The 17,101-nt window shown below is 68.4% G+C and carries 16 protein-coding genes and 1 pseudogene; 15 read left to right on the forward strand and 2 right to left on the reverse strand.

Features of this window, described 5'->3' with window-relative positions:
• Positions 1-17 precede the first annotated feature (17 nt).
• The 4 genes from G6N60_RS10815 to G6N60_RS10830 all read left to right on the forward strand — a co-directional run bounded on the left by G6N60_RS10815 (position 18) and on the right by G6N60_RS10830 (position 4,211).
• Positions 18-869 (forward strand): siderophore-interacting protein, encoded by an 852-nt coding sequence (locus G6N60_RS10815; RefSeq protein WP_163736440.1) that lies wholly within the window; start codon positions 18-20, stop codon positions 867-869.
• Between the two features lie 23 nt (positions 870-892).
• Complete coding sequence (locus G6N60_RS10820) at positions 893-2,071, forward strand: alpha-hydroxy-acid oxidizing protein (protein WP_163736444.1); 1,179 nt, start codon at positions 893-895, stop codon at positions 2,069-2,071.
• Positions 2,068-3,222: a zinc-binding dehydrogenase gene (locus G6N60_RS10825; protein WP_163736448.1), complete on the forward strand. Its 1,155-nt coding sequence runs from the start codon at positions 2,068-2,070 to the stop codon at positions 3,220-3,222. The genes G6N60_RS10820 and G6N60_RS10825 overlap by 4 nt, the downstream gene beginning before the upstream one ends.
• Before the next feature lie 86 nt (positions 3,223-3,308).
• Positions 3,309-4,211, forward strand: a complete 903-nt coding sequence (locus tag G6N60_RS10830; protein ID WP_163743778.1) for a tyrosine recombinase XerC — start codon at positions 3,309-3,311, stop codon at positions 4,209-4,211.
• A 9-nt stretch (positions 4,212-4,220) separates the two neighbouring features.
• Here G6N60_RS10830 and G6N60_RS10835 read toward each other — a convergent pair whose 3' ends face one another.
• Complete coding sequence (locus tag G6N60_RS10835) at positions 4,221-4,712, reverse strand: murein hydrolase activator EnvC family protein (protein WP_163736450.1); 492 nt, start codon at positions 4,710-4,712, stop codon at positions 4,221-4,223.
• 287 nt (positions 4,713-4,999) lie between these two features.
• Here G6N60_RS10835 and rpsB point away from each other — a divergent pair, with 287 nt between their 5' ends.
• The 8 genes and pseudogenes from rpsB (at position 5,000) to G6N60_RS10875 (ending at position 14,477) form a co-directional block, all read left to right on the forward strand.
• Positions 5,000-5,827: a 30S ribosomal protein S2 gene (rpsB, locus tag G6N60_RS10840; RefSeq protein WP_163736453.1), complete on the forward strand. Its 828-nt coding sequence runs from the start codon at positions 5,000-5,002 to the stop codon at positions 5,825-5,827.
• Positions 5,828-5,852: 25 nt separating this feature from the next.
• Entirely contained in the window at positions 5,853-6,668 is an 816-nt protein-coding gene (tsf, locus tag G6N60_RS10845) for a translation elongation factor Ts (protein WP_163736456.1), read from the forward strand.
• A 119-nt stretch (positions 6,669-6,787) separates the two neighbouring features.
• Positions 6,788-8,225 (forward strand): annotated as a pseudogene (locus G6N60_RS10850) (amidase).
• 150 nt (positions 8,226-8,375) lie between these two features.
• Positions 8,376-9,539 carry an ABC transporter permease gene (locus tag G6N60_RS10855; protein ID WP_372511077.1) on the forward strand — a complete coding sequence of 388 codons (1,164 nt, stop codon included), beginning with the start codon at positions 8,376-8,378 and terminating at the stop codon, positions 9,537-9,539.
• Between the two features lie 28 nt (positions 9,540-9,567).
• Positions 9,568-10,134: an ABC transporter permease gene (locus tag G6N60_RS10860; protein WP_163736458.1), complete on the forward strand. Its 567-nt coding sequence runs from the start codon at positions 9,568-9,570 to the stop codon at positions 10,132-10,134.
• 3 nt (positions 10,135-10,137) lie between these two features.
• Positions 10,138-10,890: an ABC transporter ATP-binding protein gene (locus G6N60_RS10865; RefSeq protein ID WP_246240551.1), complete on the forward strand. Its 753-nt coding sequence runs from the start codon at positions 10,138-10,140 to the stop codon at positions 10,888-10,890.
• Between the two features lie 45 nt (positions 10,891-10,935).
• Positions 10,936-12,453 (forward strand): APC family permease, encoded by a 1,518-nt coding sequence (locus tag G6N60_RS10870; RefSeq protein WP_163736461.1) that lies wholly within the window; start codon positions 10,936-10,938, stop codon positions 12,451-12,453.
• A 5-nt stretch (positions 12,454-12,458) separates the two neighbouring features.
• On the forward strand, positions 12,459-14,477 hold the full coding sequence (locus G6N60_RS10875) for a primary-amine oxidase (protein ID WP_163736464.1): 2,019 nt from the start codon (positions 12,459-12,461) through the stop codon (positions 14,475-14,477).
• Between the two features lie 13 nt (positions 14,478-14,490).
• Here the strand turns inward: G6N60_RS10875 and G6N60_RS10880 are convergent, their stop codons facing one another.
• On the reverse strand, positions 14,491-14,916 hold the full coding sequence (locus G6N60_RS10880; protein ID WP_163736467.1) for a MarR family winged helix-turn-helix transcriptional regulator: 426 nt from the start codon (positions 14,914-14,916) through the stop codon (positions 14,491-14,493).
• A gap of 36 nt (positions 14,917-14,952) precedes the next feature.
• Between G6N60_RS10880 and G6N60_RS10885 the strand changes: the two genes are divergently transcribed.
• The 3 genes from G6N60_RS10885 to frr all read left to right on the forward strand — a co-directional run bounded on the left by G6N60_RS10885 (position 14,953) and on the right by frr (position 17,097).
• Positions 14,953-15,642, forward strand: a complete 690-nt coding sequence (locus G6N60_RS10885; RefSeq protein ID WP_163736470.1) for a class I SAM-dependent methyltransferase — start codon at positions 14,953-14,955, stop codon at positions 15,640-15,642.
• Between the two features lie 113 nt (positions 15,643-15,755).
• Positions 15,756-16,496 carry a UMP kinase gene (gene pyrH, locus G6N60_RS10890; RefSeq protein ID WP_163736473.1) on the forward strand — a complete coding sequence of 247 codons (741 nt, stop codon included), beginning with the start codon at positions 15,756-15,758 and terminating at the stop codon, positions 16,494-16,496.
• 43 nt (positions 16,497-16,539) lie between these two features.
• Positions 16,540-17,097, forward strand: coding sequence for a ribosome recycling factor (gene frr, locus G6N60_RS10895; RefSeq protein ID WP_163736476.1), 558 nt, complete (start codon positions 16,540-16,542; stop codon positions 17,095-17,097).
• Positions 17,098-17,101: the final 4 nt, after the last annotated feature.

A 17,101-nucleotide genomic window follows, 5' to 3' on the forward strand; every position in this document is an offset into this window, starting at 1 on the left:
TGGTGATGAGGTGACTGGTGGCAGGGCGTCCGATCCACACATTCGACGTGGTGCGCAGCGAACGGCTGACACCGCACATGATCCGGCTGGTGCTCGGCGGTCGCGGCTTCGACACCTTCACCCCGAGTGCGTTCACCGACTCCTACGTCAAGATCGTGCTGCCGCGCTCCGACACCGACGTGGCGGCGCTGCCGACCCCGCTGACGCTGGACAGCTTCAAGGACTTGCCGGAGGCGTACCAACCGGTCGTGCGCACGTACACCGTGCGTCGCGCGGATCCGGACCGCCGTGAGATCGCCATCGACTTCGTGGTGCACGGCGAGCACGGCGTGGCCGGACCCTGGGCGGCGTCGGTTCAGCCGGGCGATCCGGCGTATCTGATGGGGCCCAGCGGTGCGTACGCCCCGGATCCGGCCGCCGACTGGTACCTGTTCGCCGGCGACGAGGCGGGGCTGCCTGCCATCAGCGCGGGATTGGAGGCGCTCGCACCCGACGCCGTCGGGCTCGCCTTCATCGAGGTCAGCGGTCCCGAGGACGAGGTACAGCTCACTGCCCCCGACGGCGTGCAGATCCGGTGGATCTACCGCGGCGGCCGCGCGGATCTGGTGGGCGAAGACCTGGCGGGGGACAGCGCCCCGCTGATCGCGGCCGTCAAGGAAGCGCTCTGGCTACCCGGGCAGGCCCAGGTGTTCATCCACGGCGAGGCGCAGGCCGTGATGCACAACCTGCGGCCCTACGTCCGCAAGGAGCGCGGCGTCGACGCGAAGTGGGCGTCGATCTCCGGTTACTGGCGACGCGGTCGCACCGAGGAGACCTTCCGGCAGTGGAAGGCCGAGCTGGCGAAAGCGGAGTCCTCGCCCGCCGGGTGACCCCGGACTGGCACCCTGGGTGCATGGCATTCGGCGACTATCAGCTCGAGATCTACCTGCAGGGCCTCTCCGGCGTCGTTCCATCGCTGCCGATGGCCTTCGCCGAACTGGAGGCCAAGGCGCGCGCGGCGATGTCGCCGTCGCTGTGGTCCTACGTGGCCGGCGGTGCGGGCGACGAGCGCACGCAGCGCATCAACGTCTCGGCCTTCGAGCGATGGGGGTTGATGCCGCGGATGTTCGTCGGCGCCAAGGAGCGCGACGTGGCCGTGGAACTCTTCGGGTTGTCCCTGCCGTCGCCGGTCTTCATGGCCCCCATCGGCGTCATCGGCCTGTGCGCCCAGGACGGCCACGGCGATCTCACCGCCGCCAGGGCAGCCGCCCGCACCGGCGTGCCGCTGATGGTGTCGACGCTGACCTCCGATCCGCTGGAGGACGTGGCCGCCGAACTCGGCGACACCCCCGGCTTCTTCCAGCTCTACACCCCGACCGACCGTGACCTGGCCGCCAGCCTGGTCGCGCGCGCCGAGGCCGCGGGGTACCGGGGCATCGTGGTGACGCTGGACACCTGGATCCCCGGGTGGCGGCCGCGGGATCTGTCGACGTCGAACTTCCCGCAGTTGCGGGGCCACAGCCTGGCGAACTACTTCAGCGACCCGTTCTTTCGCGCGTCTTTGGCTCAGTCGCCCGAGGAGAACCCGCAGGGCGCGATCCTCAAGTGGGTGTCGGTCTTCGGCAACCCGCTGAGCTGGAACGACCTGCCCTGGTTGCGATCGCTGACGAAGCTCCCGCTGATCGTGAAGGGCATTCAGCATCCCGACGACGCCCGTCGCGCCATCGACGGCGGGGTCGACGGCATCTACTGCTCGAATCACGGTGGGCGCCAAGCCAATGGCGGGATCCCCGCCCTGGACTGCCTGCCCGGTCTGGTCGAGGCGGCGGGTGGGGTGCCGGTGCTGTTCGACTCCGGCGTCCGCAGCGGCGCCGACGTCGTGAAGGCCCTCGCCCTCGGGGCCACCGCGGTCGGCATCGGACGGCCGTACGCCTACGGGATGACCCTCGGCGGCGTCGACGGCGTGGTGCACGTGCTGCGGTCCCTGCTCGCCGAGGCCGACCTGGTCATGGCCGTCGACGGCTACGCCTCGCTGAAGGATCTCACCGCGGACGCCCTGCGCCGCGTCGATGCCGACGGGGTGTCCCGATGAGGGCCGTGAGTTGCCTGCAGGGCAACCTCGACGTCGTCGACCTGTCCGCCCCGCAGCCACAGAAGGGTCAGCTCGTCCTCGACGTGAAGCGTTGTGGCATATGCGGTTCCGATCTGCATGCCCGGCATCACGCCGGTGAGCTCACCGACGTCATGACCGCCGTGGGCTACGAGGACTTCATGCGCGCCGAGACGCCGGTGGTGATGGGTCACGAGTTCAGCGGCGAGGTCGCCGAGCGGGGCCGCGGCGTCGCCAAGGAGTTCAAGGTGGGCACGCTGGTCGTGTCGTTCCCGCTGGTGCGGGCCGGCGGTGGGGTGCACCTGACCGGGCTCTCGCCCTTGGCGCCCGGCGGCTACGCCGAGCAGGTCCTGGCCGAGGCGGCGATGACCTTCGTCGTCCCCAACGGCCTGCCCGCCGACGTCGCGGCGCTGACCGAACCGATGGCGGTGGCCCTGCACGCGGTGCGCCGCAGCGAGATCGGCAAGGGCGACGTCGCGATCGTCGTGGGCTGCGGCCCGGTGGGGCTCGCGGTCATCAGCCACCTGCGGGCGCGCGGGGTGAAGACCATCGTGGCGAGTGATTTCTCCTCGGGCAGAAGGGAACTCGCGACCAGGTGCGGTGCCGACGTCGTCGCGGATCCCGCGGTCGAGTCGCCCTACGACCGTGCGGGTAGGGGAACGATCACCAACGCGCCCGATCTCTACGAACTGGGCATGGGATCGATGGAGAAGCTGCGCAGGCTGCCGGGCTGGTCGCACGTCTACCGCGCCGCCGATGCATTCGGAGCAGCGGGTCCGAAGCGGCCGGTGATCTTCGAGTGCGTCGGCGTGCCAGGGATGATCGACGGGGTGATCGCCGCCGCGCCGCTGAACGCCAGGGTCGTGGTGGTCGGGGTCTGCATGGGCGAGGACAAGCTACGGCCGGCGATGGCGATCGCCAAGGAAGTCGACCTGCGGTTCGTATTCGGTTACACGCCACTGGAATTCCGCGACACCCTGCATCTGCTCGCCGACGGCAAGGTCGACGGCACGCCGCTGCTGACCGGCACCGTCGGGCTCGACGGGGTGGCCGCGGCGTTCGACGCACTCGGTGATCCCGAGACGCACGCCAAGGTCCTCATCGATCCGGCCAGCACCGCCGTCGCGCCCTGACGGGTCACCGTGCGGTCTCGTTTCCGCGACACCCGCCGGGACTCGGGTCGGCGCGGGACTCGGTCTGCGAACGTGATGGCGTGGTGATCGACCTGATCCTCGAGGAGTTCGACGAGTACCTCGCATTGCAGCGGGGACGCTCCGCGCACACCCGGCGGGCCTACCTCGGCGACCTCAGATCGCTGTTCGCGTTCCTCGCCGAACGTGCGCCCGACGGCGGGCTCGAGCGGCTCACGCTGCCCGTGCTGCGGTCGTGGCTGGCGGCGCAGACCGCGGCGGGCACGGCGCGGACCACCGTGGCGCGGCGGACGTCGGCGGTCAAGACGTTCACCGCGTGGGCCCACCGCCGCGGCCTGCTCGACGGTGACCCGGCGGAGCGGTTGCAGGTGCCCAAGGCCCGGCGCACGCTGCCCGCGGTGCTGCGTCAGGACCAGGCGCGCGACGCGATGGATGCGGCCACCTCCGGTGCGCAGCAGGACGATCCGCTGGCGCTGCGGGACCGGCTGATCGTGGAGATGTTGTACGCCACCGGAATTCGCGTCAGCGAGCTGTGCGGCCTCGACATCGACGACGTCGACGCGCGCCTGCGGGTGCTGCGGGTCCTCGGCAAGGGGAACAAGCAGCGGACGGTCCCGTTCGGCGAACCCGCTCTCGTCGCGCTCACGTCGTGGCTCGCCGACGGCAGGCCGGCGCTGGCGACGTCGACGTCGGGCCCCGCCCTGCTGATCGGAGTCCGCGGCAGGCGGTTGGACCCTCGCCAGGCCCGCACCGTCGTGCACCAGACCATGGCCGCCGTCGACGGAGCCCCCGACATCGGCCCGCACGGGTTGCGGCACAGTGCCGCAACGCATCTGCTCGAAGGCGGTGCCGACCTGCGGGTGGTCCAGGAGCTGCTGGGTCACTCGTCGCTGGCCACGACGCAGCTCTACACCCACGTGTCCGTGGCGCGGCTGCGCGCGGTGCACGATCAGGCGCATCCGCGGGCGTGACCGCACGGCTCAGCCGCCGAGCGGTTTGAGCCGGATCGGGGTGGTCACCACCAGCCCGAGCGGGTCGACGTAGTCCGCGTGCGAGGCCGGTCCCCACAGCGCACCCCAGTGCAGGCAGGCGGGCGCACCGCAGCCGGGGTGCCCGGCGACGAGCACGCCGAGCGCGGCGCCCGCGACCACGCGCTGACCCACCGCGACGGTGGCCTGCACCGGTTCATAGGTGGTGCGCAGCCCGCCGGGGTGCGCGATCGAGACCAGCGGCCGCCCTGCCAACCGACCCGCGAAGACCACGGCGCCGTCGGCCGCGGCGTAGACGGGCTGACCCGCCACCGCGGCCAGGTCGACCCCTCGGTGACCGCGCCCCCACGTGACCGACGGTGGATCGAACGCCCGCAGCACGGCGGGCCGGGGGCGTAGCGGCCACTGCAGCCGGCCGTCGTCGGCGCGCGCCGGCGCCGCGAACAGCGTCCCGAGGACTACCAGCACCGTCAGGAACCGCATTCACCCAGCTCAGCGCACCGCAGGAACGTTGGGAAGGGGGAGGCCGCCCGCCTGTGGATGAACGAGCCGCGGTGGACGAAGCATGCATGTCAACGGTGTAAACTCGACACCGCAATCCGCATCAGCGGGTTGACTTCGCGCGCCCGTGTCGCGGCTCCGTAGTTCCAGGGTCGCACACGCATGCCGGTTGGTCCCGCCTCGACGAGACGGGTCCGGCACGCAACGAGCGCCAGGGTTCGGCATCACCCGGAGCCGGACGACAACCGACAATGAAGGCTGGGCCAACCATGGCTGTAGTGACCATGAAGCAGCTGCTCGACAGCGGCACCCACTTCGGGCATCAGACCCGTCGCTGGAATCCCAAGATGAAGCGGTTCATATTCACCGACCGCAACGGCATCTACATCATCGACTTGCAGCAGACGCTGACGTACATCGACAAGGCGTACGAATTCGTCAAGGAGACCGTCGCCCACGGCGGCAGCATCATGTTCGTCGGCACCAAGAAGCAGGCGCAGGAGTCCATCGCGGACGAGGCCACCCGGGTCGGGATGCCGTACGTGAACCAGCGCTGGCTCGGCGGCATGCTCACCAACTTCTCCACCGTGCACAAGCGTCTTCAGCGCATGAAGGAGCTCGAGGGCATGGAGCAGACGGGCGGCTTCGAGGGACGCACCAAGAAGGAGATCTTGATGCTGACCCGTGAGAAGAACAAGCTCGAGCGCAGCCTCGGTGGTATCCGCGACATGCAGAAGGTGCCCTCGGCGATCTGGGTCGTCGACACCAACAAGGAGCACCTCGCCGTCGCCGAGGCCCGCAAGCTGAACATCCCGATCATCGCGATCCTCGACACCAACTGCGATCCGGACCTCGTCGACTACCCGATCCCGGGCAACGACGACGCGATCCGCTCGGCCGCACTGCTCACCAAGGTGGTCGCCTCCGCGGTCGCCGAGGGGCTCAAGGCGCGCTCCGGCGCCGGTGCCGACAAGCCCGCCGCGGACGGCGCCGAGCCGCTGGCGGAGTGGGAGCAGGAGCTGCTCGCCTCCGCGACGGCCACCGCCCCTGCCGAGGCAGGCGCGGTCGCCGGCGAACCGACCACCGACGCATCCTGAATCACTCTTAGGAGAGAACCGAATTATGGCTAACTACACCGCTGCCGACGTCAAGCGTCTGCGGGAGGTGACCGGCTCGGGCATGCTCGACTGCAAGAACGCCCTGGTCGAGGCCGATGGCGACTTCGACAAGGCCGTCGAGGTGCTGCGCATCAAGGGCGCCAAGGACGTCGGCAAGCGCGCTGAGCGCGCCACGGCCGAAGGTCTGGTGGCGGCTCAGGGCGGCGCGCTCATCGAGCTCAACTCAGAGACCGACTTCGTCGCGAAGAACGCGGAGTTCCAGGCCGTCGCCGCGCAGATCGTGGCCGCAGCCGCGGAGTCCAAGACCACCGACGTCGACGCATTGAAGGCCGCCAAGGCGGGCGACAAGACCGTCGAAGAGGTCATCGCCGAACTGTCGGCGAAGATCGGCGAAAAGCTCGAACTGCGCCGCGTCGCGTACTTCGACGGCACCGTCGAGGCGTACCTGCACAAGCGGTCCTCGGACCTGCCCCCGGCCGTCGGCGTGCTCGTCGAGTACACCGGCGGCACCCCGGAGGTCGCGCACGCCGTCGCCCTGCAGGTGGCGTCGATGAAGGCCAAGTACCTCACGCGTGACGACGTCCCCGCCGACGCCGTCGCCAACGAGCGCCGCATCGCCGAGGAGACCGCGAAGGAGGAGGGCAAGCCGGAACAGGCGCTGCCCAAGATCGTCGAGGGTCGACTCACCGGCTTCTTCAAGGACGTCGTCCTGCTCGAGCAGCAGGCGATCGCCGACGACAAGAAGACCGTCAAGGCCCTGATCGAGGATGCCGGACTGACCGTCACCCGGTTCGTCCGCTTCGAGGTCGGTCGCTCCTAGGCACCAGAACCCGAGCGACGCACCAATCGCTCGCCAAGGAGACCCCGCGTCCCACCGGTGATCCCGGTCGGCGCGGGGTTTCTCCGTCTGTGGGGACGCCCGATTGCTAGCGTCGGGTGGTGACCTCCGCATCCGCATACGGCGACGACGCCCTCGGCCAACTGGACGCCACCGCGGTGGCCGAGGCCATCCGCTCGGGGACGGTGTCCAGGACGGAGGTCGTCGACGCGGCGATCGCCCGCACGCAACGGGTGAATCCCGCCCTGAACGGTCTGGCGTACGAGGCGTTCGAGCGTGCCCGCGTCCGCGCCGCGTCGGCGACCCCCTACGGCGGTTTCTTCGACGGGGTGCCGAGCTTCGTGAAGGACAACGTCGCGGTCGAGGGCATGCCGACGATGGAGGGCACCGACGCCTGGGACCCGCGGCCGGAGCGCGCGAACGGTGACTTCGCCCGCACCTATCTGTCGACGGGGGTCATCGCCCTCGGCAAGACGCAGATGTCGGAGTTCGGCTTCAGCGCCGTCGCCGAGCATCCCCGGCTCGGCCCGGTCCGCAATCCCTGGCACACCGACTACACGGCAGGTGCGTCGTCATCGGGGTCGGGGGCCTTCGTGGCCGCAGGCGTCGTGCCCATCGCGCACGCCAACGACGGCGGCGGCTCGATCCGAATTCCGGCTTCCTGCAACGGTTTGGTGGGCCTCAAGCCGTCGCGCGGCCGACTCCCGCTGGACGCGAACATGCGCCAGATGCCCATCCGGATTGTCGCCAACGGCGTGCTGACGCGTTCGGTCAGGGACACCGCGGCGTTCTACCGCGAGGCCGAGAACGTCTGGCGCGACCCGAAGCTCGAGCCCATCGGCGACGTGACCCGCCCGTCGCGCACGCGGCTTCGCGTGGCCGTGTTCACCAAGTCGGTGAAGCGGGAGTGCAGTCCGGAGGTGCGCGAGCAGACGCTGACTACCGCCGCCCTGCTCGAACGCATGGGCCACCACGTCGAGCGCCTCGACGAGCCGCCGGTGCCCGCGTCGTTCATCGACGACTTCCTGCTGTACTGGGCGCTGCTGTCGTTCGCGTTGGTGCGGGGCGGCACGAGTCGGTTCGGCCCGTCGTTCGACCGCGGCAAGCTCGACAACCTGAGTCTCGGCCTGGAGGCGTTCGCGGCGGGCAATCTGCCTAGGCTGCCGCTGGCCATCGCTCGGCTGGCGACGCTGCGCCGCCGGATGCTCCGGCAGATCCGCGACTACGACGTGTTGCTCACGCCGACGCTCGCCGACGCCCCGCCACGTGTCGGGCACCTCGATCCGACGGCCGACTACGACCAGATCATCGAGCGCCTGGTCGACTGGGTGGCGTTCACGCCGCTGCAGAACGTGACGGGCGATCCGGCCATCTCGCTGCCGCTGGGGACCTCGGCCGACGGAGCTGCCCATCGGCATGATGTTCAGCGCCCGCCTGGGGCGCGAGGCGACGCTGCTCGAACTGGCCTATGAGATCGAGGAGGCAGCACCGTTCCGAAGCCTTGCTGCCGCCGCGGATTCCCGCGCCGTCACGCGCTGACGGGCCGTCTGTTCGAGCATGCTCGCGGGGATACCGCAACGAAATCCGTCGCCCGTGCGACACAGCGCCGTAACTAGACTTAGGTCGATTTAACGAAACGGTCATCACGGGACGCAGGCGCAGAAACACGCGGCGCTGAACATCTCTGCTGTGGACTCCACTGCGCCCACGACCGTTCGATCACCGGCGATCGCCTCCGCCTCCGGCAATACCTTCGGGTACCTGATCCGGTTCGCGCTGGCGAATATTCGTCGTAGGCCCGAACGGTTTGCGCTTTCTGTGCTCGGCATCGCGCTGGCGATTGCCTGCGTCGTCGTCGTGCGCACCATCTCCTCGAGCTTCGCGATCACCGGCGCCGACTCGGTGAGCGACGTGCTGCACGGCGCCCAACTGTGGGTGGTGCCCGCCGCGGGCGTGCACTACGACCCCGACGCGCAGGCGCTGGTCGCCAACGGACCCGCACCGGCGCTGACCGTGCCCGCCGGCTGGACGGGAACCCGCACGCCGTCGGGTGTCACGACGGTGAACGGCACCTCGGTCTCGGTGCGCGGAAGTGACCGAATCCCCTCCGGCCGAGCCTCTTTCGGGTCGGGACTGGCCACTAGACTCAACCTTCCGCAGGGTGCGCCCATCGTCATCGGCGGTCGCAACCTGGTCGTCGACGTCGATGGCGGCGGGCAGTCCGTGACGGTGTCCACGGACCTGGCCACGTCCCTCGTCGGGGACAACGGGTGGTGGACGTTGGTCGCTCCTGCTGGGCAGGAGCAGAGTCGCAACCTCGGGCAGGTCGTCGGCGAGGCGACGGGGTTGCCCGCGACGTCGGACCCCTCGGTGCAGCCGGACCCCCGCGGCGCCGGACTCATCTACGACACCGTGGGCGGCTCGGGACCCCTGACGTTCGACCAGAAGTTCTCGGCGCTGTTCTCTGGCAAGGTCACCGGGTCCACCCTCGGCCTCATCTCCACCATCGGGCTCGTCCTCGGCTTCGTCATCGCGGTGTCGTCGTTCCTGGCGGCGGTCCAGGAACGCAAACGCGAATTCGGCATCATGTCGAGCATCGGCCTGGCCGACGAGGTGCTGTACTTCTTCCTCGTCGAATCCGCCATCGTCTTCGTCGCCGCCTACCTGGTGGGCGTGCTCGGTGCGGGAGTGGCCGTCGCCCTGGTGATTCCCAGCATCGCGACGCCGGTCGCGTGGTTGCAGGCGGCGGGCATGGTGGCCGCCTTCATCCCCGCCATGGCCATCGTCGGTGCGCTGGTGCCGGTGCACCGGCTGCTGCAACACCGGCCCGTGGATCTGCTGGGGGACCGCTGATGCCCGCGCGTGCGAGGAGGCACCCAACGTGTTGACCAAGGGTCTGGCCTACGGCTGGCTGGCCGCGCGGCGGCGCATCGGCGAGATGGTGTTGCCGGTGGTCACCACCGCGACGGGAGCCTTCCTCGTCGTGATGGTGTTCGGCATGTCCGACGGAATCAAGGCCCAGTCGGCGTCGCTCGGACACGCCGCCGAGATCGGCAGGGCCATCGTGCTGATCGCGGTCATGGTGCTCCTCGTCGGCGTCGTCGAGGTCGCCGTCGCCACCACGCGGACCGTCGCGCACCGCACCAGGGAGCTCGGGGTGTTGGGCGCCAACGGAATTCCCCGCGCGCCGGTGGTGACGGCGCTGCTCGTCGAGCCGGTGATCGCCGCGGTGCTCGGGGCGCTCGTCGGGGCGGTGCTCGCCCTGGTCGCCACCGTCGTCCTGGGTGCCACGGGTTTCGTGCCGACCGGGGTCTCGATCTCCGGTCTGGTGACCGGCTCCGGCATCGCCGTCGTCGTGAGCATCGTCGCCGCACTGGCCACCAGCATCATCCCCACGTGGACCGCAGCGTCGCGCCCACCCATCCGTTCGCTCTCCGCAGGAGGCTAGACCATGACGGTCACCAAGGACACCGACGGCGGCACGGACGTCGCCGCCGCCACCGGGCCCGCGTCGAGCGCGCCGACCGATGCGTCGCCGGTCATCGAGATCTCCGACGTCTGGAAGTTGCACAAACTCGGCGACGAGGTCGTCAAGGCCCTCGTCGCGGCCGAACTCCGGGTCATGCCAGGCGAATTCGTCTGCCTGATGGGCCCGAGCGGCAGCGGCAAGTCCACGCTCCTCAACATCATCGGCGGGCTCGACCGGCCGACGAAGGGTTCGGTGATGGTCGCGGGCAAGGACACCGGGCTGCTCACCGAGAGCCAGTTCGCCGCGCTGCGCCACGACACCATCGGCTTCATCTTTCAGAGCTACAACCTCATCCCGTTCCTGTCCGCGGTGGAGAACGTCGAGCTGCCGTTGATGTTCGAGCCGTATGACCGAAAGTCGTTGCGCAAGCGCGCCTTGGAGCTGCTCGACCTCGTCGGGTTGAGCCACCGCATCGACCACCAGCCCACCAAGATGTCCGGTGGCGAACAGCAGCGCACGGCCATCGCGCGCTCGCTCATCAGCAATCCGACTCTGGTCCTCGCCGACGAACCGACGGCGAACCTGGACCACAAGACGGGGGAGACGGTCGTGCGGATGCTGCGCGACCTGTGCTCGACCATCGGCGTCACCGTCGTCGCCAGCACCCACGACCCGATCGTCGCGGAGGAAGCAAGCCGCGTCGTCCGGATGCGGGACGGACAGATCGTCAACTGACTCAATCCCCGCGGCGGGGATTCGTATCCGATTGGGAGAGAAGCAATGACACAGGAACTGCAGACGTCCGCGTCAGGTTCGAGAGACTCGTTCCTGCCCGCCGAACTGGTCCCCGAACAGGTACTGCCGAAGGTGATGACGACCTTCGGTCTGGTCGCCACCTACGTGTTCATCATCTGCTGGATCAGCAACTCGTCGGTGATGGCGGCAGGTGGCTGGACGGCAATCCCGATGTGGATCCTCGGCATCATCACCTTCCTGGTGCCCGCGGGCATGGCGGTGGCCGAGCTCGGCAACCTGTGGCCCGGTGAAGGCGGTGTGTACATCTGGGCCACCCGCACCATGGGTGAGACATGGGGTTTCGTCGGCGGCTATCTGTCGTGGATCCCGGTGATCCTCGTGACCGCGTCGACGCCGGCGATCATGCTGCAGTTCCTGCTCCTGGCCTTCCACGCTCAGCTCGGTTTGACGGTGAGCATCATCCTGCAGCTGGTGCTCCTGTGGGCCTTCGTCGGCCTGGCGCTCGCCAAGCTGGCCGCCAACCAGCGCGTCGTGAAGACGGTCTTCCTCTTCTACCTGGTGTTGACGGCGGTCATCTTCGTCTCCGGCCTGATCTACGCCCTCAAGAACGGTTCCGGCACACCGTTCGACGCGCACGCCGCCACGGTGCCCGACTTCACGGGCGCCGGCTTCCTGTACGGCACCGTGCTGCTGTACCTGCTGGGCGTCGAGACGCCGTACAACATGGGCGCGGAGTTCCTCTCGGTGCGCAAGTCCGGCCCGAAGATGGTCATCTGGGGCTCCGTCGCGCTGGTCGCCATCTACCTGCTGACCACCCTCGGCACGATGATGGTGCTGCCGTCCGACCAGATCGACCCGGTCACCGGCGTCATCGGCATGCTCGGCAAGGCCGCTCCCAAGGGCGTGATGGAGGTCGCGGCGATCCTGTTCTCCTGCATCCTGTTCGTCATCATGGTGACCTACCAGGTGGCGTATTCGCGGCTGATCTTCGTCTCCGGCCTGGAGCGCCACCTGCCGCGCATCTTCACCCATCTCAACCCGCGTACCCGCAACCCGGTGACCGCTCTGCTGATCCAGGGTGTGATCTCGTCGCTGATCCTCGTCGGGCTCTACTCGCAGAGCAGCATGGCCAACGTCACCGTGTTCATCCAGGGTGGCATGTCCACCGTGTGGCTGATCTCCGGGTTCTTCTTCCTCGTCCCGGTCCTCGTCGCACGCAAGAAGTACGCCGATCGCTATGCCAGCGAGCAGTTCTGGCGGATTCCGGGCGGCACGGTGGGCGTGTGGATCACGGTCATCATCGGCACCCTGGGCACCATCGGCGGCATCTACTACTCGTTCGCGAAGTCGTGGCTCAAGGAGGTGGGCGACGGCGTGTGGATGACGTGGACCGGCAGCATCTCGGTGGGCATGGCCCTGCTCGGTGTGGTGGTCTACTTCTTCGGTCGCCGCTCGGCGCACAAGACGAGCAGCGAGGATGCGCTCGCGCATCTGGCGGTCCTCGATCTCGGCAACACCCAGACCACGAAGTCGGAGAGCTGACGCAGATGACATTGGACAGCAGCACCCTGAGCGCGGACACCACCGCCGCCAAGCCGAACTATCCGCTGGACCCCTTGTCCGGCGAGGAGATCCAGTCGGCCGCAGCCGTCATCATGGGGTCCGAATATGCCTCGCCCACTTTGAAGTTCGTGATGATCCACCTGGCGGAGCCGGCAAAGACCGCGGACCTGACCTTCGCGGGTCTCGACGTTCCGCGGTGCGCCTTCGCCACGATGTACGACGGCGCGGCGAAGATGGTGTACGAGGCGGTCGTCGACCTCGGGGCACGGGTCATCGAGTCCTGGAAGGCCATTCCGGGTCGCTTCCCCTCCTATCTGGTCGAGCACATGACCGGGGTCGAGGAGAAGGTCCGCGAGGACCCGCGCTGGCAGGAGGCGATGCGCAAACGCGGTGTCACCGACTTCAGCCTCGCGATGATCGACCCCTGGCCCGCAGGGTATTACGGGCAGGGCGACCACTACGACAACTCGCCGTTGATCTGCCGCCCGCTGACCTTCATGCGGGCCGCACCCTCCGAACACGGCTACGCGCGTCCGGTCGAGGGGCTGATCGTGACGTTCGATCTGGACGCCATGGAGATCATCGGCATCGAGGACCACGGCGTCGTTCCGCTGCCGCCCACGGCGGGCAACTACGACGAGCGGTTCATGTTCGATCCGAACAACCGGCCCGCCTTCTCCGAGTTCCGCGACGGCGTCAAGCCGATCGAGATCACCCAGCCCGAGGGGCCGAGTTTCACGGTCGACGGCTGGAAGGTGGAGTGGCAGAAGTGGTCCATGCGCATCGGGTTCAATCCGCGCGAGGGCATCACGCTGCACGAGGTGACCTACACCGACCGCGGCGAGACCCGGCCGATCATGTACCGCGGCTCGCTGTCGGAGATGGTGGTGCCCTACGGCGACACGTCGCCGACGCACTGGAACAAGAACGTGTTCGACATGGGCGAGGTGGGGATGGGCTTCTCGGCCAACCCGTTGACCCTGGGGTGTGACTGCCTCGGCGAGATCCACTACTTCGACGGCACCGTGAACGACTCCGACGGCAACGCGGTGACGATTCCGAACGCGATCTGCATGCACGAGGAGGACTACGGAATCTCCTGGAAGCACACCGATTTTCGCACGCAGGAGGTCGAGGTCCGGCGGTCGCGCCGGCTGGTCGTGTCGATGATCTGCACCGTCGGCAACTACGAGTACGGCTTCTTCTGGTACTTCTACAACGACGCCTCGATCGAGGTCGAGGTCAAGCTGTCCGGTGTCCTCACCACCGGCGCCGTCGAGGTGGGTGCCGAGGCGCCGCGCTGGGGCAAGCTCGTCGCACCGGGCATCTACGGTCCGAACCATCAGCACTTCTTCAACTTCCGGCTCGACATGAGCGTCGACGGACCGAAGAACAGTGTGTACGAGGTGGATTCGATACCCGAGCCCGACCCGGCGCTCAATCCCCACCACAACGCGTGGATCACCAGGGACACGCTGGTGGCCTCGGAGGCCGAAGGTGCCCGTGACTGGAATTGGCAGACGGGGCGCTACTGGAAGATCGCCAACCCGTCGAAGACCAACGAACTCGGGGCGTCGACGGCATACAAGTTGGTGCCCAAGGAGATCGTGCCGGTGATGGTGCAGGAGGGCTCCTACATCTACGACCGGGCGCGCTTCGTGCAGCACAACCTCTGGGTCACGAAGTACGACGAGGCCGAGAAGTTCGCGGCGGGTGACTACATGTACCAGTCCGCCGAGGCGCAGGGCCTGCCCGAGTACGTCGCCGACGACGCACCGCTGGAGAACACCGACGTCGTGCTCTGGTACACCCTCGGTGCCCACCACATCGTGCGGCCGGAGGACTGGCCCGTGATGCCGTGCGCGTACACGGGATTCCACCTCAAGCCCATTGGCTTCTTCGACGGCAATCCGGCACTGGACATCCCGCCGACGCCGCCGAAGGCGTGCCACGCGGCGCACCACGCCGGCCTGCCGGTCGCGGAGCGGGCGCTGGAGTCCTGAACGACGGCCGGAGTCAGCCCAGCTCGGCGAGCAGTCGCCGGAACTGACTCCGGTCGCGTTCGTTCAAGGGCGCCAACACGTTTCGTTCGGCTTCGCGCACACCGGAGTCGATGCGGGCGAGCAGTGCGCGCCCGTCGCGGGTGAGTTCCGCGGGCAGGGACCGACCGGCCGACACCGAGGCGGGCCGGTCCACCAGGCCACGATCCTGCAGCCCGCGGACGACCATGTTCATCGCCTGCGGGGAGACGTTCACGTCGCGTGCCAGTTCGGCGTTGGACCTGCCGGGGGAGTGGTCGAGGATCCGCATGCAGATGTACTGCGGGAACGTCAGCCCGAGGGGTTCGAGAACGGCGTCGGTCACCTCGGAGCGCAGGGCCGTCGCCACCCGGTGCAGAAGATAGCCCAGCGGCTGACCCTCTTCGACTGACATGTCAATCATCTTGACACATATCAACTAAGTTGATAAACCGGAGGCATGACTCGACCCAGTGACGCCATGTTCGAATCCGCCTACCGCGGCGAGGCTCCCGAGATCGGCGAGGGCAGCAAGCCGCCGTGGAGCATCGGTGAGCCGCAACCCGAGATCGCGGCGCTGATCGCCGCGGGCAGGTTTCACGGTGACGTGCTCGACGCGGGCTGCGGGGAGGCGGCGACCGCGCTGGCGCTCGCCGAACGGGGCTTCACGACGGTGGGCCTGGACCAGTCGCCCACGGCGATCGAGCTGGCCCGCGCCGAGGCGCAGCGGCGCGGTCTGACCACCGCGACCTTCGACGTCGCCGACATCAGCGCCTTCACCGGGTACGACGGCCGGTTCGGCACGATCGTCGACTCGACGCTCTTCCACAGCATGCCGGTCGAGCTGCGGGACGGGTACCAGCAGTCGATCGTCCGCGCGGCCGCGCCGGGGGCGTCCTACTTCGTGTTGGTCTTCGACCGTGCCGCCCTGCCGTCGGACGGGCCCGTCAACCCTGTCACCGAGCAGGAGTTGCGCGACGTCGTCGGCCGCTACTGGGTGATCGACGAGGTGCGCCCCGCCCGCATCCACGCCAAGGTGCCCCCATCCTTCCGCGAGGGCTTCGAGGCGTTCGCCCACGCCGACGTCCGCGACGAGGCCAACGGTTGCACGTCGGTCGGCGCCTGGCTGCTGTCCGCCCACCTCGGCTGACCGTCCGGGTTCGCTACCCGTCGGCGCCCCCAATCCAGCCGTTTGGCAGGATTGGGGGCGCCGTGCATTCAACGCCGGGGCGGCTGCCTCGAGTGCGGACCCGAAGGAGTCAGATGGCGGAGACGGTCCTCGCGGACCCGGCCGGTCAACCGGGTTACTCGCGCGTCCTGCTCAAGCTGGGTGGGGAGATGTTCGGCGGCGGCCAGGTGGGATTGGACCCCGACGTCGTGGCACTGGTGGCCCGGCAGATCGCCGAGGTCGTGCGCGACGGCGTGCAGGTCGCCGTGGTCATCGGGGGCGGCAACTTCTTCCGCGGCGCGCAGTTGCAGCAGCGCGGCATGGAGCGCAGCCGCTCGGACTATATGGGCATGCTGGGTACGGTCATGAATAGCCTTGCGCTGCAAGACTTCCTGGAGAAGGAAGGCATCGACACCCGGGTGCAGACCGCCATCACGATGGGCCAGGTCGCCGAGCCGTACATTCCCGGGCGGGCCCGTCGTCACCTCGAGAAGGGCCGCGTCGTCATCTTCGGAGCGGGCATGGGGTTGCCCTACTTCTCCACCGACACCACGGCCGCGCAGCGGGCCCTGGAGGTCGGCGCCGAGGTGGTGCTGATGGCCAAGGCCGTCGACGGCGTCTACACCGACGATCCCCGCACCAACCCGGACGCCGAGTTCCTGACCGCCATCACGCACCGCGAGGTCATCGATCGCGGCCTGCAGGTCGCCGACGCGACCGCATTCAGCCTCTGCATGGACAACGAGATGCCCATCCTGGTCTTCAACCTGCTCGTCGACGGAAACATCGCGCGCGCGGTCGCAGGTGAGAGGATTGGCACACTGGTCACCACCTAACGGGTGGAGGACTGATGCGGGCGCCAGCGACGGGAGACATGACGTGATCGACGAAACCCTCTTCGAAGCCGAGGAGAAGATGGAGAAGGCGGTCTCGGTGGCGCGCGACGACCTGTCCTCCATCCGCACGGGTCGCGCGAACCCCGGCATGTTCAACAGGGTGCGGGTCGAGTACTACGGATCGCCGACCCCGATCACGCAGCTCTCCAGCATCAACGTGCCCGAGGCCCGCCTCGTCGTCATCAAGCCCTACGAGGCCAACCAGCTCCGCAACATCGAGGACGCGATCCGCAACTCCGATCTGGGCGTCAACCCCAGCAACGACGGCAACGTCATCAGGATCTCGGTGCCGCAGCTGACCGAGGAGCGCCGCCGCGATCTGGTCAAGCAGGCCAAGTCCAAGGGCGAGGACGCGAAGGTGACGGTGCGCAACATCCGCCGCAAGGCGATGGAGGAGCTGGCCCGCATCAAGAAGGACGGCGAGGCAGGCGAGGACGAGGTCGGGCGCGCCGAGAAGGATCTCGACAAGAGCACCCAGACCTACACGGCCCAGATCGACGACTTGGTGAAGCACAAAGAAGGCGAGCTGCTGGAGGTCTAGGTCG

Origin of the sequence: Mycolicibacterium madagascariense (genome assembly GCF_010729665.1) — a bacterium.
GTDB classification, from domain to species: Bacteria; Actinomycetota; Actinomycetes; order Mycobacteriales; family Mycobacteriaceae; genus Mycobacterium; species Mycobacterium madagascariense.

Excerpts from the sequence above, each read along its gene's own strand:
- G6N60_RS10820 (WP_163736444.1), top strand. The coding sequence starts at position 893 with ATGGCATTCGGCGACTATCAGCTCGAGATCTACCTGCAGGGCCTCTCC.
- G6N60_RS10825 (WP_163736448.1), top strand. The coding sequence starts at position 2,068 with ATGAGGGCCGTGAGTTGCCTGCAGGGCAACCTCGACGTCGTCGACCTG.
- G6N60_RS10835 (WP_163736450.1), bottom strand. The coding sequence starts at position 4,712 with ATGCGGTTCCTGACGGTGCTGGTAGTCCTCGGGACGCTGTTCGCGGCG.
- rpsB (WP_163736453.1), top strand. The coding sequence starts at position 5,000 with ATGGCTGTAGTGACCATGAAGCAGCTGCTCGACAGCGGCACCCACTTC.
- tsf (WP_163736456.1), top strand. The coding sequence starts at position 5,853 with ATGGCTAACTACACCGCTGCCGACGTCAAGCGTCTGCGGGAGGTGACC.
- G6N60_RS10865 (WP_246240551.1), top strand. The coding sequence starts at position 10,138 with ATGACGGTCACCAAGGACACCGACGGCGGCACGGACGTCGCCGCCGCC.
- G6N60_RS10870 (WP_163736461.1), top strand. The coding sequence starts at position 10,936 with ATGACACAGGAACTGCAGACGTCCGCGTCAGGTTCGAGAGACTCGTTC.
- G6N60_RS10875 (WP_163736464.1), top strand. The coding sequence starts at position 12,459 with ATGACATTGGACAGCAGCACCCTGAGCGCGGACACCACCGCCGCCAAG.
- G6N60_RS10880 (WP_163736467.1), bottom strand. The coding sequence starts at position 14,916 with ATGATTGACATGTCAGTCGAAGAGGGTCAGCCGCTGGGCTATCTTCTG.
- G6N60_RS10885 (WP_163736470.1), top strand. The coding sequence starts at position 14,953 with ATGACTCGACCCAGTGACGCCATGTTCGAATCCGCCTACCGCGGCGAG.
- pyrH (WP_163736473.1), top strand. The coding sequence starts at position 15,756 with ATGGCGGAGACGGTCCTCGCGGACCCGGCCGGTCAACCGGGTTACTCG.